Genomic DNA, 25,053 nt, shown 5'->3' with positions numbered 1-25,053 from the left:
CGGCAATACTAGGACTAGCAGACCGCCGTCAGAGTCATGCCATGGTGCGGAGAAGAAGGAGCTCGAGGTGACCTACGTCATCGCGCAGCCTTGCGTGGACGTCCTGGACAAGGCGTGCATCGAGGAGTGCCCCGTTGATTGCATCTACGAGGGCGAGCGCATGCTTTACATCCACCCCGACGAGTGCGTGGACTGCGGCGCTTGTGAGCCAGTGTGCCCCGTCGAGGCCATTTTCTACGAAGACGACCTTCCCGAGCAGTGGAAGGAGTACTACAAGGCGAACGTCGACTTCTTCGAGGACTTGGGCTCGCCCGGTGGCGCCTCCAAGGTCGGCAAGATCGACAAGGACCACCCTGTCATCGCCGCGCTGCCGCCGCAGGCTGAAGAGCACTAGCCCGCACCCCGCAGCGGGGCGGCCCAACGGCGGACCCGCTGCCGGGCGTACGGCGCGCGCGCCTGATTAGCTGGAGGCGTGCCCGCCTGATACCTGGAGAACCGTGAACAACCTGCCCGACTTCCCTTGGGACCGGCTGGAGCCGTACAAGGCGCGTGCGCTGGCGCACCCCGACGGCATCGTCGACCTGTCGGTCGGCACGCCCGTCGACTCGGTGCCGCCGCTCGTCCAGAGCGCGCTCGTCGAGGCCGCCAACAGCCCCGGCTACCCGCTCACCCACGGGACGAAGGCGCTGCGCGAGGCCGCCGCCGGCTGGCTGCGCCGCAGGCACGAGGTCACCGTCGAGCCGAGCGACGTGCTGCCGCTGATCGGTTCGAAGGAGTTCGTCGCCTGGCTGCCCAGCTACCTGAGTGCCCGGCGGGTCGTCTTCCCCGAGCTGGCCTATCCCACCTACGACGTGGGCGCCCGGCTGGCCGGAGCGGAGGCGACGGCCTCCGACGGCCTGCTCGCGCTGGGGCCGCAGCACGTGGACCTCGTCTGGGTCAACTCGCCCGGCAACCCCACGGGGCGGGTGCTGCCCGTCGAGCACCTGCGCAAGGTGGTGGCCTGGGCGCGCGAGCGCGGCGTGGTCGTCGCCTCCGACGAGTGCTACATCGAGCTGGGCTGGGAGGAGCGACCCGTCTCCATCCTGCATCCCGACGTCTGCGAGGGCTCCCACGAGGGGCTGCTCGCGGTCCACTCGCTGTCCAAGCGCTCCAACCTGGCCGGTTACCGCGCCGGGTTCGTGACCGGCGACCCGGTTCTGGTCAAGCGGCTCCTGGAGATCCGCAAGCACGCGGGGATGCTCATGCCGGCCCCCGTACAGGCCGCCATGACGGCCGCGCTGGGCGACGACGCGCACGCCGAGGAGCAGCGTGAGCGCTATGCCAGGCGGCGTGTCCAGCTGCGGCCGGTGCTGGAGAAGGCGGGCTGGAGCATCGAGCACTCGACCGCCGGGCTGTATTTCTGGGCGACGGACGGGACCAGTTCTTGGGAACAGGTCAGCAAGCTCTCCGAAATCGGTATTTTGGTTGCTCCGGGGGAATTCTACGGATCGGCAGGTGGGCGGCATATCCGCATCGCCATGACCGCCACTGATGAACGCATCAGTGCGGCGGTGCGCCGCCTCCAGTAGGATCCCCCGCGAAGCAGGGCACACATAAGTTGATAACGGCGTTTGCTGAGGCAGACCGCGAGTGGAGCGAGCTGATCGATGAGCATGACCTTCGTGGTCGTACTCGGGCTGAGCGTCGCCACCGTCCTCCTGCTGCTGGGTGCCTTCCTGGCCACCATGCGCCAGGAAAGGAAGGGTCGCGCGACCGCACAGCCGGTCGAGATCGCGGCCACCGAGGCCCCACTGCCGGCACCGGTGAGCATGCCCGGGTACTCCGGATCGGACTATGTCGATCCCCGCACCATCAAGGTCGGTGACCGGATAGAGGTGCACGGATCGCCCGCGCGAGTGCTCGGCGCCATGTACATCTCGTGGCAGGGCATGCAGTGGGTCGAATACCGGCTGCGTGACGGCTCCCGCCGCATGCAGTGGTTGTCGGTGCAGGTACGACAGGTCGAGGGTGAGCCGTCGCACCTGGAGGTGCTCGTCTGGACCGAGGTGCCCACCGAGGGCATGGTGCCCGCCAAGAGCATGCTGATCATGGAGGGCGTCGAGTTCCACCCGATCGAGCGGGGCACGGCCGCGTTCAGATCGGAGGGCAACACCGGCAACGCCGAGCGGGGCCTGCTCGACTTCGCCGACTACCGCGCCTCCGACGGGCGGCTGCTCTCCTTCGAGCGGATCCAGGGCGGCAGATGGACGGCCAGCTACGCCAGGCCGCTGCCGCCCGGCTCGATCAGCATCGTCAGCCGCGCCACGTCCTGAGGCGTGTCCGTCTAGGAGATGTCCACCTTGCTGTCGGTCGCCTTGCCGCCCGACTGCCAGCCCTCCAGATTCATGTCGTTGGTCCAGGTGGCGCCGTTGAAGCCGACGTGCTTGAGCCCGTACTTCCGCGCGTGGGCCACCGACCAGGCGGCGATCAGCCAGCCGCGCTTGCGCGTCGAGATGGACGGGTCGCCGAGCGCCCGCGCGAGCTGGCGCCGCGCCTCGGCGGTCTTGGCCTGGGGGGCGGGCGTGCTCGCCTTGGGCGGCGGATACCAGCAGTGCACGGCCTTCGGGACACGCCCGGTGAACGCCGCCGCGAGGATCTTGGCGTCCTCCTCGTGCTGGGCGTAGGCGTAGCCGCCCGCCGAGCGCTGCACGGCCTGGGCGGCGTCCTCCAGCGGGAGCTTCCGGTAGTTCTTGACCTTGACCAGCGCGGCGAAGAACCGGTTGGTCGCGTAGACGGGGTCGAGGAGCTGCTTGCGCTTGCCCCACCCCTGCGACTGGCGCTGCTGGAACACGCCGACGGAGTCGCGGTCGCCGTAGTCGAGGTTGAAGAGCTTCGACTCCTGCAGCGCGGTCGCGTAGGCGATCACCACCGCCCGTTCGGGCAGCTTGCGGCGCTCCGCGACGGCCGCGATGGTGGCCGATATCTGAGCCTGCTCGATGTCGAGATCCCGGTCGCCCACGGGGGTCTTGACGCTGCAGTGGGCTTCGGGAATGGCCAGCGGCTCCGTCTTTTTGAGCAGGTGATAGAGGCCAACGGAGATCCCCACCGCGAGCAGCAGAACGATGACCGCGATGGTGATGACTCCGCGGGAGAAGCGCAGGCGCACGCTGAAAAACCTACCCGGCCAGATAAGCTCCGTGGCCATGAGGCACGTGAGCGGTGTGTCACCGATCGTATCCGCGGTGGATGAGCTGTGGGCGCGTCGCGGGGAGCTGTCACCCCGCGACCTCGATGCCCGCAACGTGGTGGTGAGCGCGATCGACCTGCTCGACAGGGGACAGGCGCGGGCCGCCCGGTTGTCGGACGGTGAAGTGGTCGTGGACGAGCGGGCCAAGCGGGCGATCCTGCTCAGCTTCCAGGTGCTCGGCCTGGCCAGGTCGCAGGTGGGCGACTTCCAGCACCACGACCGGCATCCGCTCAAGACCACGCTCGACGGGGTGCGGGTGGTTCCGGGAGCGATCGCGCGCTGGGGCTCCTATCTGGCGCCAGGCGTGGTGCTGATGCCGTCGTTCACGAACATCGGGGCGTACGTCGGCGAAGGCACGATGGTCGACACCTGGGCCACGGTCGGCTCCTGTGCCCAAATCGGGAAAAACGTCCATTTGTCGGGCGGCGTCGGGATCGGCGGGGTGCTGGAGCCGCCCAACGCCGTGCCGGTGGTCGTGGAGGACGACGCGCTCATCGGCAGCCGTGCGATGCTGGTCGAAGGCGCCCGGGTGGGACGCGGCGCCGTCATCGGGGCGGGCACGATCCTGTCGGCCTCCATCCCGGTGATCGATGTGCGGACCGGCGAGGAGCTGGCCCGCGGCCGCGTACCCGACTGGTGCGTCGCCGTCGGCGGCACCCGCCAGAAGGAGTTCCCCGGCGGCACGTTCGGATTGCCCTGCGTGCTGGTGATCAAGCGCCTGGAGCCGGGGCAGCGCCACGACAAGGCAGCGCTCAACGAGGTGCTGCGCGAACACGGAGTGAACACCTGATGCTGGACCTGACGCAGGACGTACGGACGCTGACCGCGGCCATCGTGGACATCGAGTCGGTGAGCGGCGACGAACGGGCGCTGACCGACGCGGTCGAGCGGGCGCTGGCGGCGTTGCCGTACCTCAAGGTCGACAGATCGGGTGAGACGCTCGTCGCGCGCACGGAGCTGGGCCGCGGCGAGCGGGTGCTGATCGCCGGGCACCTCGACACGGTGCCGGTCGCCGATAACCTGCCCAGCCGCGTCGAAGGCGACCTGCTCTACGGCTGCGGCACCTCGGACATGAAGGCGGGGGTCGCGGTCGCGCTCAAGCTGGCGGCCACTGTGCCCGCGCCCAACCGCGACGTCACCTACGTCTTCTACGACTGCGAGGAGATCGAGGCCGAGCGCAACGGGCTGACGAGGGTGGCGCGTGAGCACCCCGACTGGCTGGCGGCCGACTTCGCGGTGCTCATGGAGCCCACCGACGGGGTGATCGAGGGCGGCTGCCAGGGCACCCTGCGGGCCGAGATCACCGTGGCCGGCAAGCGCGCGCACAGCGCCCGGTCGTGGCTCGGGGTCAACGCCATTCACGGCATCGAGCCGGTCCTGGCCCGGCTCAACGCCTACGAGGCCCGGCAGCCCGTGGTCGACGGGCTCGCCTACCACGAGGGGCTCAACGCGGTCGGCGTACGCGGCGGCGTGGCGGGCAACGTGATCCCGGACGAGTGCGTGGTCACGGTCAACTACCGGTTCGCGCCCGACCTGTCGATCGAGGATGCGCAGGCGCACGTACGCGAGGTGTTCGACGGGTTCGAGGTCCGCTTCACCGACGGCGCCCCGGCCGCGCGGCCCGGCCTCACCCACCCGGTGGCGGCGGCCTTCACCGCCGCGGTCGGCGGCACGCCGCGGGCCAAGCTGGGCTGGACGGATGTCGCGCGCTTCTCCACACTGGGGGTGCCGGCCGTGAACTACGGTCCCGGTGACCCGAACCTGGCGCATCAGCAGGGGGAGTACGTGTCGCTTCCGAAGATCGTGGAGAGCGAGCGGGCCCTGCTGGACTGGCTGACAAAGTGAAAGTGGCTTTCCTCGCCGGCCATTTGGCGGGGAAAGCCACTTTCAGTCCCGAGCAGCACCCTCGGCAGTTAGACGCAGGCAGGTCGAAATCTGGTTCCTGCTTCTTACAAGATTTTTTAGACGGGTTCTTTGGGCCATCTACCAGGGCATTTGCCGCAGAGGCCCTCTAACGGGTGACTAGTCCTCGTTGTGCGCGAGGGCGACCGGCGTTGGGCTAGCGTGACCGCATGGAACAGTCACGTCCGGAACGCCGTCAGGGGCAGGCCGTGGTCCGCGGCAGTCTCGCGCCTCAAACCACCCATGATCAGCGGCTGCTCGACCGCCAGGGCCCCGCTGACTGGGTGCACATGGATCCGTGGCGGGTGCTGCGTATCCAGGCGGAGTTCGTGGAGGGGTTCGGGCAGCTGGCCGAGCTGCCCCCGGCGGTCACCGTCTTCGGCTCCGCCCGCACCCACGCCGGCTCGGCCGACTACGGCATGGGCCGCGCGCTCGGTCGTGCGCTGGCCCAGGCCGGATACGCGGTGATCACCGGCGGCGGCCCCGGGATCATGGAGGCGGCCAACCGGGGAGCCCTGGACGTCGAAGGCGCCATGTCGGTGGGGCTCGGCATCGAGCTGCCCTTCGAGCAGCGGATGAACGACTACGTGGACCTCGGGATCGAGTTCCGCTACTTCTTCGTCCGCAAGACGATGTTCGTCAAATACTCGTGCGGCTTCATCGCGCTGCCCGGTGGGTTCGGCACGCTCGACGAGCTGTTCGAGGCGCTCACGCTGGTGCAGACGCAGAAGGTGACCTCCTTCCCCGTCGTGCTGATGGGCTCGGAGTTCTGGGGCGGCCTGATGGACTGGATCAAGAGCACGCTCCTGGACACCGGCAAGATCGCCGAGCAGGATCTCGACCTCATCACCGTGACCGACGACGTCGATGAGGCCGTGCGCCTCATCGTCGACGCCGACCTCAGGCGGTCCGAGCAGCTCCGGGACGAGCAGAAAGCCGTCGCCGCCCAGCCGGCCGAGCCCCAATAAGCTCAAATGTGTGAATATCTGCGTGTTTTGCTCCTCGAGTCAGAAGATTGACGAGAAGTACCTCCAACTCGCCACAGAGGTCGGCGCCGAGCTCGCCCAGCGTGGCCACACGCTGGTGAGCGGCGGCGCCACCGTCTCGTGCATGGGCGCCGTCACCGCCGCCACCCGCGCCTCCGGCGGGCGGACCATCGGCGTGATCCCCCAGGTCCTGGTCGACATCGAGGTCGCCGACACGGGCTCCGACGAGCTGATCGTCACCACCGGCATGCGCGAGCGCAAGGCCGCCATGGACGAGCGCTCCGACGCCTTCCTCGTGCTGCCCGGCGGCATCGGCACGCTGGAGGAGCTCTTCGAGATCTGGACGGCCCGCGTCCTCGGCATCCACGACCGTCCGCTGGTGATCCTCGACCCGTGGGGCCTGTACACGCCGCTGCGACAGCTCATCGAGAACATGTACGAGGCGGGTTTCACCCGGGCCAACGTCTTCGACGCCATCTCCTGGACCAGCACGGTCGAGGAGGCGTTCGCGCACCTGGAGGCGGCCGGCAAGCCGGTTCGGCCCAGCGTGGAGGAGCTCGGCGAGGCGACCGGCTGACCCGTCCCGGGGAGTCCCAAGACGTAACAGGCGCGGCAAGTGCGGGACTCGTGCCTCGATCGTATGAGTACGATGCCAATGTGCTGGTCGTACTCGCCATTGCCGCGCTCGCCATTCTGGCCTGCGTGGTCCTGGTCTCCCTCGGAAGGGGCGGGGAGCTGACCGAGTTCCCGCCGGATGTGCCGCCTCTCGACCTGCCGGAGCCCGGGCAGCTCACGGCGGTGGACTTCGTGGCGCTGCAGCTGCCGGTCAACCTGGTCGGCTATCACACGCAGAGTGTCGACGAGACCCTGCGCAGGGCGGCGACGGCGATCAGCGCGCGGGACACCAGGATCGCGGTGCTCGAACAGCGGGTCTCCGAGCTGCTGTCGAGCCGGCTGTACGCGCGCCAGGAGGTCTACGCGGCTCCGGGCGCCGGCCTGCGCACCGACCACGAGCCGCCGGCCGCGCCCTGGGAACTCTCTCAGGAGGGGGACTCGGAGCCGCACGCCCTGGGAGACCAGCGTGCTGAGCCGTCCACGGACGAACCTGAGGACGCGGCGGCGGTGCCCGATCAGCTGGACGCGGTGGCAGAGCTGGACGTCGAGGCGGAGCCGGAGGCGGCGGTGGAGCCGGACGCCGTGGTGAAGCCGGAAGACGACGCCCCGCCATCCGAGGCCCCAGCCGATCACACGGCCGCATTCGACGCCTCGGCCGCGGCGAAGGAAGACGAGCCGGACCGTGACGGTGAGCCGGTGCGGGTCGCGCCGGGCGAGGACAGGGACGAGCGCAAGTGACGCAAGCGACCGAAGTGATCCGCTGCACCTGGCCGGGGATGGCGGACCCGATCTACATCACCTACCACGACGAGGAGTGGGGCCGCCCGGTCCGGGGCGACGACGGTGTCTTCGAGCGGGTCTCCCTGGAAGCCTTCCAGTCGGGCCTGTCGTGGCTGACGATCCTGCGCAAGCGCGAGAACTTCCGCGCCGCCTTCGACCAGTTCTCCATCCCCAAAGTCGCCGCGTACACCGAGCAGGACGTGACCCGCCTCCTCGGCGACCCCGGCATCGTCCGCAACCGCGCCAAGGTGGAGGCGACCATCGCCAACGCGCGGGCCGCACTCGACCTGCCCGGCGGCCTGTCCGACCTGGTCTGGCAGTACGCCGACGCCGAGTCCCCGATCCCCAGGGCGATGACCGACGTCCCGGCCATCACCCCGGCCTCCAAAGCCCTGGCCAAGGATCTCAAGAAGCGCGGCTTCAAATTCATCGGCCCGACCACCGCGTACGCCCTCATGCAGGCCATCGGCCTGGTCAACGACCACATCGAGGGCTGCGTCGCCCGGCAGGCACAGCCGTAGCAGGGCCGATTCAGCGGCCGTGGAACGTCGGCAGCTCCTTGACCAGGAAGGCCCGCGTGGCGTCGAGGTGGTCCTGAGTGGCCACGCACTCGTCCTGTAGATCGGCCTCCACGGCCAGCGTCTCGGGCAGCGAGTGCGTCGCGGCGTAGGCCAGCGCCCGCTTCGTCGCCGCGAACGCCTTGGTGGGCCCCGCCGCCAGTCGTACGGCCAGCTCATGGGCGGTCTTGAGCACGTCCTCGGCGGGCACGACGCGCGTGACCACACCCAGTTCGAGCGCGCGGGCCGCGCCGAGCGGCTCGCCGAGCAGCAGCAGCTCGGTCGCCCGCCCCAGACCCACCAGGCGGGCCAGCGTCCACGACGCGCCCGAGTCGGGCGCCAGGCCCACCCCGGCGAACGCCATCGCGAACTTGGTCTTGTCCGAGGCCACCCGCAGGTCGCAGGCGAAGGCCAGCGAGGCGCCCGCCCCGGCGGCGACGCCGTTGACCGCCGCCACGACCGGCTTGGCCATCGTGGTGATCAGCTCGACGATGGGGTTGTAGTGCGCCCGGACCGTGTCGGCCAGGCCGCGGCCCGCCTCCAGGTTGTCGGCGTGCTCGCGCAGGTCCTGGCCCGCGCAGAAGGCCCGCCCCGAGCCGGTGAGCAGCACCGCGCGGACCTCGGGGTCGGCGGCGGCGCGGCGCAGCGCGTCGAGCAGGGCCGCCTTCACCTCGGCCGTCAGCGAGTTCATCGCGTCGGGCCGGTCGAGGGTGATGGTGGCGACGGCATCGGTCACGTCATAGCGGATCAAGGCAGCTCCCTGTCGACGAACGCGGCGGCCGCGGGCAGCAGGCGGACCGCCTCCTGCTCGAAGTAGGCCCTGGCCTTCTCGCCCGGCCAGGCGGGTGGCAGCAGCTCCGGAGGGAGACCGGGGTCCCGGAACAGGAAGTTGCGCCATCCGTGCACGAGTTTGCTCCTGGTCGCGAACACCTGATCAGCCGGGGCGCCGCCGGGCAGCGCGCCGACCAGAGTGACAGCTTCCGTCAGCCAGTGCTCGTACGCCGCGCCGATGGCGGTCAGATCCCAGGCGCGGGCCACCAGCTCGCGCGGATCGCCCTCCAGCGCCGCGTCGAACCTGTCGGCGCGCACGCCCTCGCCCTCCAGCAGGTTGTCCAGCTCGATCGACGAACGCGGGCCGATCCACGTCGTCTCCGACAGCGCGGCGTAGCCCAGGAAGGTGAGGTCGGCGCGGAGCCGTTCCCTGCGCGGGCGGTCCTTGACCGGCCCGAAGACGATCAGGTGCCACCGGCCACGCCAGCTCAAAGTTCCGGCTCGGTAAATTCTCAAGGCGGCCTCGTCCAGACGTCTGACGCACTTCGGCGTAAGTCCGTAACCGGCGCCTTGGGGCAGCCTGACGGGCTGCAACCAGCCCTGCCGCACCATGCGGGAAACGGCCGTCCGTACGGCCGGGGCGGCGATTTCGAGGGGCTTCATGAGCCGTACGAGAGCGGCCACGGACGCCTGTCCACCGCGCGAGCGCAGGTGGTCTCCATAGAGGTCGAACAGAGCGGCGCGAGCATGCACGAAGTCCAGTTTGGCCGCCTTCGCCAGCATGGACAACGCATTCTGGGAGGAGATCGTTACCCATGAGCGCTCTCGATGCGGGAGAATAGGACATCACAGATGACGTGAATGCGTCGGCCATCCTCAGGGGCGGCCGGAAACCGCGGGCCGCGGGAGCCCAAGGCAGGAAGGGATGCACGCATGGCGGCGATGAAGCCGCGGACCGGCGATGGTCCGCTGGAGGTCACCAAGGAAGGGCGCGGCATTGTCATGCGGGTCCCCCTGGAGGGTGGCGGCCGGCTCGTCGTGGAGATTTCCGCCGACGAGGCAAAGGCGCTCGGCGAAGCGTTGAAGAACGTCGTCGGCTGAGAGCTCCCTAGATACAGGTCGTTCCACGGCCCTGGCGTGCGTCCGCGCCAGGGCCGCTGACGTTTGAGGGGGATTTCCGTGCCCATTGAGACCACGACGTCGGTGGTGGCCGACGTCCCAGCCGACGTCGAGCTGCTCGCCGTGCCCTATGACGCGGAGCTCGCTCCCGCCGTCGAGCTGGATCTGCACGTGCCGACTGCCGCCCTGCTGGCGCACTACGACGCCAAGGGAGAGGCGGGTGAGGTGGTCGAGGTCCCGGTGGCGCGGGCCGACGGGGTCGGCCGGGTGCTCCTGTACGGGGTCGGTGACGGCTCGCCGCGCGCGCTGCGCAAGGCCGCGGCCGCGCTCACCCGCAAGGCCAAGGGCAGGCAGGCGCTGGTCGTGGTGACGCCGGCGGGCGACGTGACGGCCTTCACCGAGGCCGCGTTGCTGGCGGCGTACACCTTCAAGATCGGTGAGCCGGGCAAGCCGTCCGTGCGGGCGCTGACGTTCGTCGGCGCCGACGAGGACGCGGTGCGGCGCGGCCAGACCGTCGCCCAGGCGGTGGCGCTGGCCCGCGACCTGACCAACACCCCCGCGTCGGTCAAGAACCCGCTCTGGCTGGCCGAGCGCGCGGCCGAGCAGGACGTGCCGGTACGCGTCTGGGACGAGGAGCAGCTGCAGGCGGACGGCTTCGGCGGCATCCTGGCCGTCGGCCGGGGCTCGGCCAACCCGCCCCGCCTCATCCAGCTCTCCTACACCCCGCCCGAGCCCAGCGACCGGCATGTCGTGCTGGTGGGCAAGGGCATCACGTTCGACTCGGGCGGCCTGTCGCTCAAGCCGAACGAGAACATGAAGACCCAGAAGACCGACATGGCGGGCGGCGCCGTGGTGATCGCCGTCATCTCCGCGCTCGCCCGGCTGGGCGCGCCCGTGCGGGTGACCGGCCTGATCGCGGCGGCCGAGAACATGCCTTCCGGTACGGCCCAGCGGCCCAGCGACGTCATCAAGCACTACGGCGGCCGCACGGTGGAGGTGCTCAACACCGACGCCGAGGGGCGGCTGGTGCTGGCCGACGCGCTCGCCTACGCCGACGCCGAGCTCGACCCGGATGAGGTGGTGGACATCGCCACGCTCACCGGGGCGATCACCGTCGCGCTCGGCCGCGGCTACGGCGCCGTCTACGCCACCGACGACGACCTCGCCCAGCGGCTGGTCGAGGCGGGGCAGGCCAGTGACGACCGGCTGTGGCGGATGCCGCTGATCGACGACTACGCGCCGGCGCTGGAGTCCTCGATCGCGGACCTGGCCAATGTCGAGAGCGGTTCCACCTATGGGGCCGGGTCGATCACGGCGGCGCTGTTCCTGAGGGAGTTCGCGGGCAAGCGGTCGTGGGCGCACCTGGACATCGCGGGCGTCGGACGCAGCACCGTGAACGAGGGCGTGCTGACCAAGGGCGCGACCGGGTTCGGGGTACGCGTGTTGCTGGAGTGGCTGACGCGCTAGGAGTACGTGCGCCGCGGGTTTGGCTGAGGCGCCAGGAGTACGCGCCGCAGATTTGGCGCTATGAGGCGATCTTGACGGCGGCGAGCAGGCCGTCGCCCAGGGGCATCAGCAGCGAGCGCAGGCGGTCGTCGGACTGCACCAGCTTGCCCAGTTCGCGCAGCGCGACCGTGTCGGGGTCGCGCTGCGCCGGGTCGGCCACGCGGTTGTGCCACAGGACGTTGTCGAAGGCGACGATGCCGCCCACGCGCAGCAGCCTGACGGCCTCGGCCAGGTAGTCGGCGTACTCCTGCTTGGCCCCGTCGGCGAAGACCATGTCGTAGCCGCCGTCGGAGAGCCGGGGCAGCACGTCGAGGGCCCGGCCGGTGATCAGCCGCACCCGCCCGCCGGAGAACCCGGCTTCGGCGAACGCCTGCCTGGCCAGCCGCTGGTGCTCCGGCTCCACGTCGACGCTGGTCAGCGTGCCGTCGGGGCGCATGCCGCGCAGCATCCAGAGACCGGAGACGCCGCAGCCCGTGCCGATCTCGACGACTGACTTGGCGTTGACGGCCGTGGCGAGGAAGCAGAGCGCCGCCCCGCCCCCGGGAAGGATGGGCGTGGCGCCCATTTCCAGGCCGCGCAGGCGCGCCGCGTGCAGAATCTCATCCTCATGATGGAACTGCTCCGCATAGGCCAGAGTGGCCTCTACCGGACTGGTCATCGGCCTCCTCCCCCCACTTTCGTGCGATTGGTCACCGATCGCAGCCTAGGGGAGACACGCCGGGACGGGAACTCAAGACGACCGTGAGGCGTTGCAGGTTTAAACGGGCTTTGCCGGTCCGGAAGGCAGGCAGTACGCACGAAGGGACGAAACCAGGCACTATGGCGGTAGCGGTGGTCCCAATGAGAGGAGTTCTGGTGGACGAAAGTGACCACCAGGCCGATACTCCCGTGTCTGACTGGACGCCTCCCACCTGGGAGGAAGTGGTGCGGACTCATTCCGCACGTGTATACCGGCTGGCGTATCGCCTGACCGGCAATGTCCACGATGCCGAAGATCTCACCCAAGAGGTCTTCGTGCGGGTCTTCAGGTCCCTGTCGAGTTACACCCCCGGAACGTTCGAGGGCTGGCTGCACCGGATCACGACGAACCTGTTCCTCGACATGGCGCGGCGCAAGCAGCGCATCCGGTTCGAGGGGCTCGCCGACGACGCGGCCGAACGGCTGCGCGGGCGCGAGCCGTCACCGGCGCAGGCGTTCGACGACGCTCACCTTGAGCCGGACATTCAGGCCGCGCTCGACGCGCTCGCACCGGAGTTCCGGGCCGCGATCGTGCTGTGTGACATCGAAGGCCTGTCGTACGAGGAGATCGCGGCCACGCTCGGCGTCAAGCTGGGTACGGTCCGAAGCCGTATTCACCGTGGCCGGGCGCAGTTGCGGGAGGCGCTCGATCACCGGGCCCCCCGTAATTCCCAACTCCCCCCGCCATCATTCCCGTCGGGGACCCGTGGGGAGGAAGTCTGATATGTCGCATCTTGGAGAACGCGTTTCCGCGCTCGTGGACGGTGAGTTGAATCACACCGAACGCGACCGCGCTCTAGCCCATCTGACCTTCTGTGGCGACTGCAGGCGGGAGGTCGAGTCGATGCGGGCGCTGAAGTCGCGCCTGCGCTCGCTCGACGGCCCGGTGATGCCGGCCGATCTCACCATGTCGTTGCTGCGGATGTCCGAGCCCGGTGGCCCGTTGCCCCCCAGGGAGCGGCCTTTCCCTACCCGGACGTTCGGCGGAGTGCCCATCCCTGGGCCGCACAGCATCGCTCCGCTGGACAACCGCCCGCGCAGGGACGCGAGTGGTGGCGGTTCGGGCCCTGGCCGCGGGGGTAGGCGGCGCGGCGCGTACGTGGCGGTCGGCGTGGTCTCCGCGGCCGTCGCGCTCGGCACCTTCTTCGCCGTCTCAGGGGTCGGCCAGGGCGCCCAGGCGCCACCGGTCGAGCTGTTCGAGCAGGCGCGGCACACGCCCACCTCATCGCCCACCACTACTCTGCCCACCGCCACGCCCTGATCTCACGCCCACTCTCAGGAATGCCTGGGATACTCGAGTGGCGTAGTCGACGGCGTCAGGGGCATACGATTTGAGTTCGGGAATCTGTCAGGTGTCCACATATGTTGGCTCATTGCCTGACAATTGCTTTACGACTCTCGTATGCCGTTCACGCCAGGATTGCGGTGTCCGAGGCAAGGAGTGGTGAGATCTAGATGACCGACGAGACGCGCCCACCAGAAGGACGCATGCCGTCGGACTTCCCTGAGTCACAGGGGCGGCCGGAGTTCTTGCCGGCCGACGACCAGGCCGAACAGTCTGGATGGCGGTCCGAGACGGCCTCCTTCGAGAGCGGCCGGTGGGGTGACCCCTCAGGCCGCCCTGGAGACACCGCGTCCTATGGCAGCCCCTCCTACCCGCCTCCGGCCTCGTACGCGGCTTCGGGCCAGGCCCCGACTGAGGAGCCAACGCCGCCCAACAGCACCCGCACTTACGAGAGCCCGTTCTTCGGCAACTCGGCGGGGCCGCCGCCGTTCGGTGGCGGCGACAAGCGCCCGCCCCCGCCGCCCAACGCGCTCGGCATGGGCGCGGGCTGGGCGCCACCGCCCGGCGGCCTGACGTCGGCACCCGCTCCCAGGCGCGGTCCCGGCACGGGCGTCCTGATCGTCCTGGCGGTCGTCATCGCCCTGGTCGCCTCGGGGCTGGGCAGCGTCGGCACCTATCTGCTGACCAGGTCGAGCAGTGGCGGCACCGACCCTTCCTACAGCCTCGGCCCCATCCCGAGCGGCGCCACGAACCGGGCCCCCGACTCCGTCGCCGGAGTGGCCGCCCGCGCCCGCTCCAGCGTGGTCTCGCTGGAAGTCAACGCCAACAGCGCCGAGGGCGTGTCGGGCTCCGGCTTCCTGATCAAGGACGGCTACGTGGTCACCAACAACCACGTGGTCGCCCCGGCCGCCAAGGGCGGCGACATCCAGATCATGTTCAACAACCGCAAGACCACGAAGGGCCGCATCGTCGGCCGTGACCCGGGCTCCGACCTGGCCGTGGTCAAGCCGGAGGAGACGTTCGGCACGCCCGAGATCACCCTCGGCAACTCCGAGGACGTGGTCGTGGGCGACCCGGTCATCGCGATCGGCTCCCCGCTCGGCCTCACCGGCACGGTGACGACCGGCATCGTCAGCTCCCTGAACCGCCCGGTCATCGCGGGCGACGAGAGCGGCACCAGCACCGAGGAGCCGGCCTACATCAGCGCGATCCAGACCGACGCCGCGATCAACCCCGGCAACTCGGGCGGCCCGCTGGTCAACGGCAAGGGCGAGGTCGTGGGCGTCAACTCCGCGATCGCCACCTTGAGCCGCTCCATGAGCAGCCAGGGCGGCAGCATCGGCCTCGGCTTCGCCATCCCGGTCAACCAGGCGCGTCGCGTCGCCGAGGAGATCATCACCACCGGCAAGGCCAAGCGGCCGAAGATCGGCATCGTCCTCGACAAGGACTACAAGGGGCAGGGCGTACGCATCGCCTCGGGTCCGACGGAGGGCCGGCAGCCGGTCGACGCGGGCGGCCCCGCCGCCAAGGCGGGCCTCAAGGCGGGCGACGTGATCATGGAGATCGACGGGCTGATGCTGCAGGACGGCAACGAGCTGATCGCCCTGATCCGCAGCAAGTCTCCGGGATCCAAGATCACCATCAAATACCAGCGCGCCGGCCAAGACCGCACCGCCACCCTCACTGTTACCGCGGATGACAACCCGACTCCGACGCCGTCCTGATCGTCGTTATTCCTCGCCAACCGCCGTGTGGGGTGGGCCTCCGTCCAAGGGGGACGCTCCTCGGGCGGAGGTGACCGGCTGCCGTGAGGAGACGGTCGGCCGCCTTCACCGGAGGTGGCCGGCCGCCGTGACGAGACGGTGAGACCGCCCGCGTGGACTTGCTGAACCGAGACGGGGGCTGGCGACCTGGCTGGGGTGGTTTGGCCTTAGTCTTGAGGGGTCGGGTTGTCCCCGGTTTGGTTGGACTGCGGTAGGAGCAAACGGTGTTCGGACTCGGGTGGATGGAGATCTGCGCGCTGGTCGTCATCGCGCTGCTCGTCTTCGGTCCCGACAAGCTGCCTCAGGCGGCTTCACAGGCCGGTAAGACGCTGCGCAACCTGCGCCGGATGGCCAACAGCGCACGCGACGACCTGCGGGCGGGCCTGGGCCCGGAGTTCTCCAACTTCGACCCCAGCGACCTCAACCCCAAAAACTTCGTCCGCAAGCACCTGCTTGAGGACGAGGACGACTGGACCAACAAGCCCCAGCAGCTCGACTCCGTCACCACTTCTTACGATCCTGAGCCGGTCGACGAGCTGGGCTATGGCGAGTTGCCTCCCTACGACGCGGAAGCCACCTGAGGGTCCGGGCCAACGAGTCCCGCACCGCCTTCTCACCGTCGGCGACCACCAGACGCATTCGACGTCCTCTTAAGAACTCCGCACGAGTTGACCGGCGTCCATGCGCCGCCGGGCGACCGCGAGGAGGGCGGCCAGTACGGCGACCGGGACGCGGTTCATCGCTAGCGGTTCCTTCCTTCTGGCGTCGGAGCATTGTCGCGGGAGTGGGTACGGGGTCGGGGCGACCGCAAGTGGCCGGGAATCCTCACCTGATCCCGGCCGTTGTCAGGAGTGCGGGGCCGATCGGGTCCCGCCCGGACGAGACGCGCCGTACCCGGCCTGCTAAGACGACGCTCCTTTGAAGAAAGGGGCCGTCATGGCTTGGCTCATGATCATTGTCGCCGGTCTGTTCGAGGTCGCCATGGCCTACTCGCTCAAGCACAGCAATGGCTTCTCCGTACTGCTGCCGAGCATCGGCTTCGCCGTCTTCGCCGTGCTCAGCTTCGGTCTGCTGGCGTTGGCGCTCAAGAATCTCGAGGTCGGTACGGCCTACGCGGTCTGGACAGGCATCGGTGCCGTCGGCACGGCCGCTCTCGGCATGATCGTGCTGGGAGAAAGCGTGTCCCTCATCAAGATCGCCTCGATCGCCCTGATCCTCCTCGGCGTCGTCGGCCTCAACCTGGCGGGCGGCAGCCACTGAGCCGGGGAGTCCACGCGGGCGGTCTCACCGTCTCGTCACGGCGGTCGGCCACCTCCACCGGAGGAGCGTCTCCCTGGACAGAGGCCGACCCCGTGCGGCGGGTGGGGCCCACCGTGCCTGCCGTAAAGCTGTAAAAGGCTGTAAAAAGCGCGGACGTTAGCCATTCAGTGCGGCGGAGAGGGTTACCACCGCGCTGACGATGAGGGCCGCCAGCACCACCTTGCGGAAGCGATCCGCATCGATGCGGCGGAAGACCGCGTTGCCCGCGAACCACCCCAGCTGCACGATCGGCAGGCCCACCACCCCGATCCAGATCGACTGGGTGTTCACCTCGCCGGCCACGGCGAATCCGACCAGACTGAGCACGCTGGTGCCGGCGAACACCACCGAGAGGGTGGCGCGGAACTTCGTGGGGTCATAGCCCATGCCCTGGAAGGCGGCGACCATCGGCGGCCCATTGGTGCCGGTCGAGGTGGAGAGCGCGCCGGAGATGAAGCCGACCCCCACCAGTACGGGAACATTCCCGGGCACCTTCACCCGCCGCCACACCATCACTGTGCAGCCCAGGACGCCGACCCCGATGAGCGCCGTGAGCACCCGCTCAGACGTCACCCCGTACACCCAGAGGCCGAGCGGCATGCCGAGCACAATGCCGGCCATGGCGATCATGGCCACCTTCCACTCGGCGTGGTGACGCTGACGTACTGCGATCGTGACGGTCATGGCCAGGGCGGACATCGTCGTGGCGACCACTGCGGTATGAGGGTCGACCGTGAGGGCCAGGAGGGGAGTGGCGACGAGGGCGTACCCGAATCCGGTCACCGCGTGCACTGTTGAAGCGATCAGGATAATCACGGCGGCAGCTAGCAGCGTGGACACCTGCCACACTTTGCCATGATCTACTGAAATGAACCAGTATTCTCGGAAAATTTGCCTCTGGCGGTGAGGGTTGAGGTATATGGAGACTGTCCGGGATGGGCTAGTTACGCGTTGGTAAATGGTTGGCTCTCGTACTTCGTCACTTTTCCAGAGGAGCGAATGAAATGGGTGGTCAGGAGTCTGCGAGCTACATTGTCAGCCCGGCACTCGATGGTGGCCAGGCTGTCATCTTCGTTCCCGGTCTGGGCGGCCGGACGAAGTTCGTGGAGTGGTGGAACGAGCCGGGCCGGGAACCTGTCATCCGCCGGGCCAACTGGAGCGAGCCGATGAAGGTGCCCTCCGTTGACGAGCGCGGCGCGGCGCTGGCGGCCCTCGTCGCGGACTCCGGCGCCACGGATGTCGTGCTCGTGGGCCACAGCATGGGTGGTCTGGTCTGCCTGGAGGCGGCCAAGCACCTGGAGCGACAGCTTCGCGGGATCGTCATCATGTGTCAGTACCCGCCGCATCGCACGCCGCTCTCGCCTCTGGCGGAGCTGCCGGACCGGGCATTGGCCGAGGAGCTGGAGGCGCCGTCACACATCATGGACACAGCGGCTCTCCCCGAGTACGCACGCCTTTGGCGCTCTGAATACCAGCTGCTCAATCGCTATCTGGAGACAGATCCGCACCCGATGCTCAACGCGCCGATAATCGCGGTCGGTGCCAAGGATGATGCGAGCTCCTGGAACACCGAGTGCCTCAATGACTGGAGCCAGTACACAAGGGAATGGCTGTCGGTCCACATGATCGACGGCGGTCACCAGATCGTCGAGCAATTGCCTCCCGAGACTCTTCACGAATGGGTGAGGAAGGTTCGTGGCTGAACGCGTTATTCGGTCAGTCGGTGCAGCTCGGCGGCCAGCTCGGCCACCGTCGGGTGGTCGAAGATCACCGCGATGCCGACGTCCACGCTGAAAGCCCTGCGGATCTCCTCGACCAGACCCACGGCGGCGAAGGAGTCGCCGCCCAGCTCGAAGAAGTCCTCGTCGGGGCGGACCGACTCCACCCCGAATTCGGCGCACCACATCTCCATCAGCCGAGCCTCGAGCGACGCGTCGTCAGATGGCGCTCCATCCGGGAGCCGCTCAGGTGAACCGGGCGCCTCGGCGTCTTTAGGCAGGTCCTCGAGAGGGTTCTTCAGGACCGCGTCTTCCCCCGACATGGTGATCGCCACTTGCCGGTGACCGGGCCGGCCCAGGAGGCGCAGCAACATGCTGACCCCGGTCGCGGGCGCGATCCCGTCGTCGGTGCCTCGCTCTTCGCCAGAGGTCTCGGGGGCGACCATGGATTCGTCGACGCGGCGCATGGTGAAGCCCCTGACCTCGACGGCGACGTCACCGCCGGCGGTCAGCACGTCGATGTCCGCCACGATCGTGTCCGAGCCGCTCGGGCGGCGACGGATGTGGCTGTACGCGAGGCCCGGTATCGACCGGTGCACCACGATCGACTGGTAGGCGAAGGGTGCGTGCGGAGGCTCATGATCAGGGTCCCGCGCCAGTGACACCGCCGCGTCCAGGAGGGTCGGATGCAGCGCGTGCTCGTCGAGCTCATGGTCGAACGCCTCGGGAAAGGTGAGTACGGCGAGCTTCGTGCTGACGTCCTCCCCGGAGGTCCAGATCTCCTCTCCCGGCCATCGTGGACCGATGGTGAACAGCCGGTTGTCAGCGTCGTTCACGGGTACCCGCCGCTCGGGCAGCGACGCGCGCAGCCCGTCCAGGTCCACCGTGTCCGCCCCGGCGTCCACCAGCAGGATCTCACCCGTCGTGTGGACGCGGTAGCCGTCAGGGGAGCCGGGGGAGAGCGGCGCGGTGCGAACGGTGAAGCGCCAGAGGTCCTCGTGCGGTTCGAAGCCGACCTCGAGCGACACAGGCTCCGGGGTGGTGATCGGCTTCCGGAAGACCATGTGGCGCAGCTGCGCGGGCCGCCCGTTCGGGCGATCGATCGCCTCGCGGAAGGCCCGCAGGACGAAGTCGACCTGGGCCGTGCCCGGCAGTACCGGTACGCCGTCCATACGGTGTTCGTCCAGGATCGGATAGTTCTCGGCCGACAGCGGGGTCGACCACCAACGCACATCCGACAGCGCGTCTTGCGGTGGCCGCCCTTGACGGGCGGCCATGCCGACCTCGGCCCAGGACGGCCAGTTGATGGCGATCGAGGCGCAGCCCGCCAAGGGCTGCCGGCGCACCACCGCGTCGAGGAAGGCGTTCGCCGCGGCGTAGTCAGCACTGCCCACCAAGCCCCTGAGCGCCGCGCGGCTGGAGAAGGCCACGAAGAAGTCCAGATCCGCCCGGCCCCGCAGCACCTCGACCAGCGCCAACGTGCCGTGGACCTTCGGTGCGAGCGTTTGCGACATCTGTTCCCGCGTCCGGAACTGGAGCATGCCCCCTCCCGCCACGCCGGCGAGGTGGAACACCCCGTTGATGCCCCCGAAGGAGTCCGACGCCTGGTCGATCACGCGCCGCAGCGCGGCCACGTCGGTCACGTCGCATGCCTCGACGCGGCACTCGGCGCCGAGAGCCCGGATTTCGGCGAGGTCGGCGTCGTGCCCGCCTGTCGTATGGCGGCCCAGCAGCAGCAACCGTGGTTGCCGGCCGGTGTCCGCCAGGCCACGCGCCACGGCCAGACCGAGGCCGCCGAGCCCGCCGGTGATGACGTAGACACCCCTGTGACGCAGGTCGACAGGGCCCGCACCGTCGGGGACGAGCTCCCGCTCGCCGGGGACCCAACGCCGATCCCCCCGCAGGGCGACGATCTCGGATCGCTTCCGGCCGCGCAGCTCCGCGACCAGCCGATCGTCGGTCACGTCGCCCTGGACGTCGACGAGCTTGCACATGGCGCGCGGGTTCTCGAGCATGTAGCTCCGCAAAAGCCCGAGCAGCATGGCCCGCACCGGGTGCACGGCCTCGCCGCCCGTCACGTCCGCGGACAGCTCGGTGACGACCAGGACATCGCGGGCGCGCTTGTCGGGCGCCCGTCGCGCCGCTTCCTGCAGCAGCTCGACGATTCGCCGGAAACCGGCGTCGAGCTGGTCGTCGATGTCGCTCAGGTCAGGTTCGGCCAGGCCGCCGAGCTGCGTCGCGTCGATGATGAGCTCCGGATATCGCCGCTCGTCTCTCAGCTCGTCCAGTAGCCGGACGACGTCCGCCGGGTGCCGGGGACGGATCACGAACTCCGAGCTCCTAGCTCCCGAATAGGAGGAACCGTGCCGCACCAGCAACGCGTCGTCCCACCCGGCCCTGCCGAGCAGCGCGACCAGCTCGCCGGCCCGTCGCGCATCGTCGGGCAGGAACACCAGGGGGCGTGACTGGTCCCAGACATCGGTGTCGCGGTGCTCGGCCTCCACCCACGTGGGCAGACGGAACACGGCGCGGCCCGCTGGTTCCCGCGCCTCGTGGGGGGTGCTCGAAGACGCCCGCTCGATCCAGTACCGCTCGCGCTGGTACGGGTAGCCCGGCAGAGGTACGCGTTCACCGCTCGCCGCCAGCGCCGCCCAGTTCACCTCAGCGCCAAGGGCCCACAACCGGCCCAGCGCGTGAAGGAACGAGCTGCGCTCGGTGGCGCCCTTCGACGGCCCGCTCGGCAGCGTCGGCACCGACAGGTGCCGCTTGGCGCGTACCTGAGGATGCGCGCGTGCCAGGGTGGTGAGCGTCCGCCCGGGGCCCACCTCCACCAGCACGCGGTCACCGTCGGACAACACGGCCTCGAGCGCCTGCTTGACCAGGACGGGTTGGGTGAGCTGCCAGAAGTCCACGCTGCTCACCTGTGCCGCATCCACGAGGCCGCCTGTAGACGCGGAGTAGACCTTCCACCGAGGACGACGTAACTCGATGCCGTCGAAGGCCAGCCGGAACTGCTCGGCGGCACCTTGGGTCATCGCTCGGGCTCGGGCGCTCACCAGCCGTACCGCTTCCGGGAGGGTGAACACCTCGGCGAGCGTGGCGGCCGCGAACTCCCCGATGCCGTGGCCGAGCAGCGCGTCGGGCTCGATGCCCAGCGCCAGCCACAGCCGTCCCAGCGCGTACTCGACGCTGAAGAGCGACGGCTCTTCCGGCGCCCGCTCCCAGATCTGTCGCTGGGGCAGGCCGCAGGCATCGAAGAGCGCGAAGCACTCGTCGAGCGCCTGGCTGAACGCTGGTTCGGTGCGATAGAGCTCCGCCGCCATGTGGGCGTGCCGCGCCCCTTCTCCCGGGAACAGGAACACGGTGCTTCGCTCCGCCGGTTCCTCCGGGGTAACGATCCGCCTCCCCCGGTCACGCACGGCAGCGGCCGCGTCGGACATGCTCTCGACCACCACAGCGCCCCGGATCGGGTGCGGCGTCCGCCCCTCCTGAAGAGTGAACGAGACGCTGGAGAGCGAGTCCGCGCTCTCCTTGAAGGAGCGGGCAAGCTGCTCCGGGTACGCCTCGGCCGCAGACGGCGTCCGTGCTGACCACACGATCAGCTGTGTGGGTTCCGGAGCCGGATCGACCGCGCGGGTCGGCGGCTCTTCGAGGATCGCGTGCGCGTTCGTGCCACCGATTCCGAAGGAGCTGACCCCGGCCAGGCGTCGGTGACCGGCCGATCGAGGCCAGGGCCGCAGCGTGTCGTTGACGAAGAACGGTGAGTCCGCGAGCTCGAGGAACGGGTTCACCTCCGTGAAGTTGACGCTCGCGGGAATCTGTTCGTGGCTCAGCGACAGCGCTGCCTTGATCAGCGAGGTGATCCCTGACGCGTGACCCAGGTGGCCCACATTTCCCTTGATCGATCCGATGGGACACTGTGCGGGCGCGAGTCCGGACGTTGCCCGAGCGCTGAACGCCTTCTTCAGCGCCGCTATCTCGATGGCGTCTCCCAGGCGAGTCGCGGTGGCGTGTGCCTCCACGTACCCGATGTCCTCGGGACCCACGCCGGCGGCCTCCATGGCCCTCAGCACGACCTCCGCCTGCTGATCGGCGCTGGGCGCGGTGAAGCCGACCTTGTTCGCGCCGTCGTTGTTGACGGCCACGGCCCGGATCACCGCGGAGATCCGATCGCCGTCGGCCATGGCGTCGGCGAGCCGCTTGAGCACCACGACGCCCACGCCGCTGCCGAAGATCGTGCCGCTGGCCGCCGCGTCGAAGGGGCGGCAGTGGCCGTCCCGGCTCAGCGGGCCGTCCTGGGCCCACCAGTACCCGTGGCCGACGGGGAACTCGACGTCGGCGCCGCCGGCCAGCGCGACGTCGCACTCGTGGAGCCGGAGGGCGTTCACGGCGAGGTGTACGGCCACGAGCGAGCTCGAACACGCGGTCTGCACGGTCATGCTGGGGCCGTGCAGGTTCAGCTTGTACGAGACCAGCGTGGACGCGCTGTCGGGGTTGTTCCACATGCCGGCCGCCATGCCGGTGGCGCTCCGGAGCGCCTCAAGGTTCCCGGCGACGCGGCCGATCCCATAGCGGTTCGCGGCGACCGACGAGAACACGCCCGCGCTACCGAGTCTCAAGGCGTCATAGCCGGCGTTCTCGACAGCGGCGTGCGAGGTCTCCAGGTACAGCCGTAGCTGCGGGTCGCACACCTCGGCCTCACGCCGGTTCAGGCCGAAGAACCCGGCGTCGAACAGGTCGATGCCCTCAGGCTCCGCCACTGCCCGCACGTAAGCCTGGTCGTCCAGCGCCTCACGCGACACGCCGCTCGACCGGAGCTCGTCCTCGGCCGGGAAGCGCACCGCCTCCTCCCCGGCCACGAGGTTGCGCCAGAGCTGTTGGGTGTCCACCGCTCCCGGGAAACGACCGGCCATCCCGATGATCGCGATCGGCTCAACGAGGTTGCCCATATCGTCTGCCCTCCGATTCGCTTGCTGCCGCTCCGTCCAAGGAGCGAGTCAGGACAAGTCGTCCAGGTTCTCCCGCAGGTAAGTGGCAAAGGCATTCAGGGTGGGATACCGGAAGACCAGTAGGGGAGAGATCTCCGTGCCGAGCTGGACGGAGACCTCCGACACGAAACGCATGAGGGACATCGAGGTGAAGCCGGCCTCGAAGAAGCCGCCGTCAGGGTCGATCCGGCCGTCGCTCCGGCCTTGGCCGAGAGCGGACCGCGCGCTCTCGTGGAGCACCTCCCACAGCGCCGCCGCCCGGTCCTCACCCTGCGCGGCGTCCATGACCGCCGGCTGGGCCGGCTTCCCCTCGTGGTCCTCCGGCGATGAGTCACGCACCTCAATGCTCGATGGCACGACCGCGGGGTCCAGATGGTCGTGGAGCACCGCGCGAAGCTCGTCGCTGTCGAGCGCCGTCGTGGAGCTCCGTACGACGGTCAGGCGTACGGATCCGACTCCGCTGCTGTCTTCGACGAACGTCGCCACCGAGTCGGCGACACCGGCTACCAGGGCGGCCGCGCCCTCGATCTCGTCCAGCTCCACACGCGTGCCGTTGACCTGGACCTGCCGGTCCGCCCGCCGTACGAAGCACAGCGAGCCGTCCGGTAGTTGGCGGACGATGTCGCCGGTGTCGTACCAGCGTCGGCCGTCAGGGCCGGGGGTCAGCAGCGGGGTTCCGTCCGTGTAGCCGAGTGCGCAGGCGGCGGCCTCCACGTGCAGCCGACCCTCCGGACTTTCACCGTCGGGCGCGTCGACAGGAACGATCTTGAAAACGGCATGGCCGAGCACGCGTCCGATGGGGACCGGGTCCTCGCTCGCGACCCCCTGACCGGGCGGCACCTGGTGCACGCACACGACCTGCGGGGTCTCCGACGCGCCGTAGCAGTTGGCGATGGTGGCATTCGGGGCGAACCGTGCCGTCGACCGCAGCGCCGCGGCCGTGAGCCGGGCCCCCACCGAGCAGACCAGCCGCAGACTGTCGACGCGAAGCCCCGACGAGCCCGCCATCAGCTGGAGGAGGACCGGCGAGCCTTGGAGCACGGTGATGGAATGCTTCGCGAGCCAGGCCGCCATCAGCCGGGGATCCGCGGCCGTGCGACTGTCGGGAATGAACAACGTCGCACCGGTGAGCCAGGGCGCGATCAGCTCCCGCAAGCTCGGGTCGTGGCCGGGCCTGCTGAGGAAGGCGACCCGATCGGATTCGTCCATGGGCAGTTCCTTGAAGAACGCCACACTGGCCGCCTCGAAGGCCGCTCGTCCGACGACGATTCCCTTGGGCCTGCCCGTCGTGCCGGACGTGAAGAGGATATGACTGACTCCTCCCACGTCCTCCCCACCGAAGCGCCAGGACGGCACACCGTTGTTCCCGACGGTGTCCAGACCGGCCAGCGTGGAGGACGGTCCGAAGGTCGCCACGGCGCCAGTGGCCATCAATGCTCCGCGCACCCGCTCAGCACCCCAGTCTCCCAGGATCGCCGGAACGGCGCCCGCGCTCCAGAGCCCCACGATCCGCGCGACGAACTCCGGGCTCCGGTCCGCCGGCACGCCCACCACGCGGCGCTCCAGGTGGTGGCCCCGTACGGCGCCGCCGACGTCCTCGCTGAGTGCGGCGACGTCGCCGAAGGTGATCTCACGATCCTCGTGGACCAGGGCGACCCTGCTCAGGTCACGAGACACCTGTCCGAGAAATCCCGGCGGGGCAATGGTGATAGTGGTGTCATGGACGGGGCCAGTCGGCTCGTCCCCTCGGCTCACGCTAACCTCCCTCGCGGGCATGACGTCCAGCCCGTCGTTCGATGT

The 25,053-nt window shown here is 69.3% G+C and carries 24 protein-coding genes and 1 riboswitch; of the genes, 17 read left to right on the top strand and 7 right to left on the bottom strand.

The features are described from left to right. Positions 1-67: 67 nt before the first annotated feature. The 3 genes from fdxA (at position 68) to AB0B61_RS44785 (ending at position 2,312) form a co-directional block, all read left to right on the top strand. On the top strand, positions 68-394 hold the full coding sequence (gene fdxA, locus AB0B61_RS44795) for a ferredoxin (RefSeq protein WP_357944222.1): 327 nt from the start codon (positions 68-70) through the stop codon (positions 392-394). 103 nt (positions 395-497) lie between these two features. Then, entirely contained in the window at positions 498-1,568 is a 1,071-nt protein-coding gene (gene dapC, locus AB0B61_RS44790; RefSeq protein ID WP_358446110.1) for a succinyldiaminopimelate transaminase, read from the top strand. A 78-nt stretch (positions 1,569-1,646) separates the two neighbouring features. Continuing rightward, positions 1,647-2,312 (top strand): DUF4178 domain-containing protein, encoded by a 666-nt coding sequence (locus AB0B61_RS44785; protein WP_358446107.1) that lies wholly within the window; start codon positions 1,647-1,649, stop codon positions 2,310-2,312. An 11-nt stretch (positions 2,313-2,323) separates the two neighbouring features. Here AB0B61_RS44785 and AB0B61_RS44780 read toward each other — a convergent pair whose 3' ends face one another. After that, positions 2,324-3,145, bottom strand: a complete 822-nt coding sequence (locus tag AB0B61_RS44780) for a hypothetical protein (RefSeq protein ID WP_358446104.1) — start codon at positions 3,143-3,145, stop codon at positions 2,324-2,326. Between the two features lie 37 nt (positions 3,146-3,182). On the opposite strand from AB0B61_RS44780, the gene AB0B61_RS44775 reads away from it, so the two are divergent. The 6 genes from AB0B61_RS44775 to AB0B61_RS44750 all read left to right on the top strand — a co-directional run bounded on the left by AB0B61_RS44775 (position 3,183) and on the right by AB0B61_RS44750 (position 8,030). Continuing rightward, positions 3,183-4,016, top strand: coding sequence for a 2,3,4,5-tetrahydropyridine-2,6-dicarboxylate N-succinyltransferase (locus tag AB0B61_RS44775; protein ID WP_357651891.1), 834 nt, complete (start codon positions 3,183-3,185; stop codon positions 4,014-4,016). Beyond that, positions 4,016-5,071: a succinyl-diaminopimelate desuccinylase gene (gene dapE, locus AB0B61_RS44770; RefSeq protein ID WP_358446102.1), complete on the top strand. Its 1,056-nt coding sequence runs from the start codon at positions 4,016-4,018 to the stop codon at positions 5,069-5,071. Before AB0B61_RS44775 ends, dapE begins: the two co-directional genes overlap by 1 nt. A gap of 227 nt (positions 5,072-5,298) precedes the next feature. Beyond that, on the top strand, positions 5,299-6,096 hold the full coding sequence (locus AB0B61_RS44765) for a TIGR00730 family Rossman fold protein (protein WP_358446099.1): 798 nt from the start codon (positions 5,299-5,301) through the stop codon (positions 6,094-6,096). A gap of 10 nt (positions 6,097-6,106) precedes the next feature. Further along, the gene (locus tag AB0B61_RS44760; RefSeq protein WP_358446096.1) at positions 6,107-6,691 is read left to right on the top strand and encodes a TIGR00730 family Rossman fold protein; all 585 of its coding nucleotides are present in this window, start codon (positions 6,107-6,109) and stop codon (positions 6,689-6,691) included. Between the two features lie 80 nt (positions 6,692-6,771). Continuing rightward, positions 6,772-7,467, top strand: coding sequence for a hypothetical protein (locus AB0B61_RS44755; protein ID WP_358446093.1), 696 nt, complete (start codon positions 6,772-6,774; stop codon positions 7,465-7,467). Next, on the top strand, positions 7,464-8,030 hold the full coding sequence (locus AB0B61_RS44750; protein WP_358446090.1) for a DNA-3-methyladenine glycosylase I: 567 nt from the start codon (positions 7,464-7,466) through the stop codon (positions 8,028-8,030). The genes AB0B61_RS44755 and AB0B61_RS44750 overlap by 4 nt, the downstream gene beginning before the upstream one ends. A 10-nt stretch (positions 8,031-8,040) precedes the next feature. Here the strand turns inward: AB0B61_RS44750 and AB0B61_RS44745 are convergent, their stop codons facing one another. Both AB0B61_RS44745 and AB0B61_RS44740 read right to left on the bottom strand, forming a co-directional pair. Beyond that, complete coding sequence (locus AB0B61_RS44745; RefSeq protein ID WP_358446088.1) at positions 8,041-8,817, bottom strand: enoyl-CoA hydratase-related protein; 777 nt, start codon at positions 8,815-8,817, stop codon at positions 8,041-8,043. Continuing rightward, a complete protein-coding gene (locus AB0B61_RS44740) occupies positions 8,814-9,620 on the bottom strand; it encodes a PaaX family transcriptional regulator C-terminal domain-containing protein (protein ID WP_358446085.1) in 807 nt (268 codons plus the stop codon). Before AB0B61_RS44740 ends, AB0B61_RS44745 begins: the two co-directional genes overlap by 4 nt. Positions 9,621-9,770: 150 nt before the next feature. On the opposite strand from AB0B61_RS44740, the gene AB0B61_RS44735 reads away from it, so the two are divergent. Both AB0B61_RS44735 and AB0B61_RS44730 read left to right on the top strand, forming a co-directional pair. After that, positions 9,771-9,938, top strand: a complete 168-nt coding sequence (locus AB0B61_RS44735; protein WP_020545024.1) for a DUF3117 domain-containing protein — start codon at positions 9,771-9,773, stop codon at positions 9,936-9,938. A 78-nt stretch (positions 9,939-10,016) separates the two neighbouring features. After that, positions 10,017-11,423 (top strand): leucyl aminopeptidase, encoded by a 1,407-nt coding sequence (locus AB0B61_RS44730; RefSeq protein WP_358446083.1) that lies wholly within the window; start codon positions 10,017-10,019, stop codon positions 11,421-11,423. A gap of 58 nt (positions 11,424-11,481) precedes the next feature. Here AB0B61_RS44730 and AB0B61_RS44725 read toward each other — a convergent pair whose 3' ends face one another. Then, entirely contained in the window at positions 11,482-12,120 is a 639-nt protein-coding gene (locus AB0B61_RS44725; protein WP_225300697.1) for an O-methyltransferase, read from the bottom strand. A 161-nt stretch (positions 12,121-12,281) separates the two neighbouring features. Here AB0B61_RS44725 and sigE point away from each other — a divergent pair, with 161 nt between their 5' ends. The 5 genes from sigE to AB0B61_RS44700 all read left to right on the top strand — a co-directional run bounded on the left by sigE (position 12,282) and on the right by AB0B61_RS44700 (position 16,508). After that, on the top strand, positions 12,282-12,923 hold the full coding sequence (gene sigE / locus AB0B61_RS44720) for an RNA polymerase sigma factor SigE (RefSeq protein WP_214639755.1): 642 nt from the start codon (positions 12,282-12,284) through the stop codon (positions 12,921-12,923). 1 nt (position 12,924) lies between these two features. Then, positions 12,925-13,461, top strand: coding sequence for a zf-HC2 domain-containing protein (locus AB0B61_RS44715; RefSeq protein WP_358446080.1), 537 nt, complete (start codon positions 12,925-12,927; stop codon positions 13,459-13,461). 194 nt (positions 13,462-13,655) lie between these two features. Next, positions 13,656-15,209 (top strand): trypsin-like peptidase domain-containing protein, encoded by a 1,554-nt coding sequence (locus AB0B61_RS44710; protein ID WP_358446077.1) that lies wholly within the window; start codon positions 13,656-13,658, stop codon positions 15,207-15,209. Between the two features lie 263 nt (positions 15,210-15,472). Then, positions 15,473-15,829 (top strand): sec-independent translocase, encoded by a 357-nt coding sequence (locus AB0B61_RS44705; protein WP_358446075.1) that lies wholly within the window; start codon positions 15,473-15,475, stop codon positions 15,827-15,829. 270 nt (positions 15,830-16,099) lie between these two features. After that, positions 16,100-16,165: riboswitch (guanidine-III (ykkC-III) riboswitch) on the top strand. A 19-nt stretch (positions 16,166-16,184) separates the two neighbouring features. Further along, positions 16,185-16,508, top strand: a complete 324-nt coding sequence (locus AB0B61_RS44700) for a multidrug efflux SMR transporter (protein WP_358446072.1) — start codon at positions 16,185-16,187, stop codon at positions 16,506-16,508. A gap of 156 nt (positions 16,509-16,664) precedes the next feature. Here the strand turns inward: AB0B61_RS44700 and AB0B61_RS44695 are convergent, their stop codons facing one another. After that, entirely contained in the window at positions 16,665-17,363 is a 699-nt protein-coding gene (locus AB0B61_RS44695; protein ID WP_358446070.1) for a sulfite exporter TauE/SafE family protein, read from the bottom strand. Positions 17,364-17,551: 188 nt separating this feature from the next. Here AB0B61_RS44695 and AB0B61_RS44690 point away from each other — a divergent pair, with 188 nt between their 5' ends. After that, on the top strand, positions 17,552-18,250 hold the full coding sequence (locus AB0B61_RS44690; RefSeq protein WP_358446068.1) for an alpha/beta fold hydrolase: 699 nt from the start codon (positions 17,552-17,554) through the stop codon (positions 18,248-18,250). Positions 18,251-18,255: 5 nt separating this feature from the next. Here AB0B61_RS44690 and AB0B61_RS44685 read toward each other — a convergent pair whose 3' ends face one another. Then, the gene (locus tag AB0B61_RS44685) at positions 18,256-23,214 is read right to left on the bottom strand and encodes a type I polyketide synthase (RefSeq protein WP_358446065.1); all 4,959 of its coding nucleotides are present in this window, start codon (positions 23,212-23,214) and stop codon (positions 18,256-18,258) included. A gap of 48 nt (positions 23,215-23,262) precedes the next feature. Then, positions 23,263-24,930 carry an AMP-binding protein gene (locus tag AB0B61_RS44680; protein ID WP_358446062.1) on the bottom strand — a complete coding sequence of 556 codons (1,668 nt, stop codon included), beginning with the start codon at positions 24,928-24,930 and terminating at the stop codon, positions 23,263-23,265. Positions 24,931-25,053: the final 123 nt, after the last annotated feature.

The sequence above is a fragment of the Nonomuraea sp. NPDC049158 genome (assembly GCF_040648335.1).
Classification (GTDB): Bacteria; Actinomycetota; Actinomycetes; order Streptosporangiales; family Streptosporangiaceae; genus Nonomuraea.
This window is presented reverse-complemented; position numbering and strand designations above follow the sequence as displayed.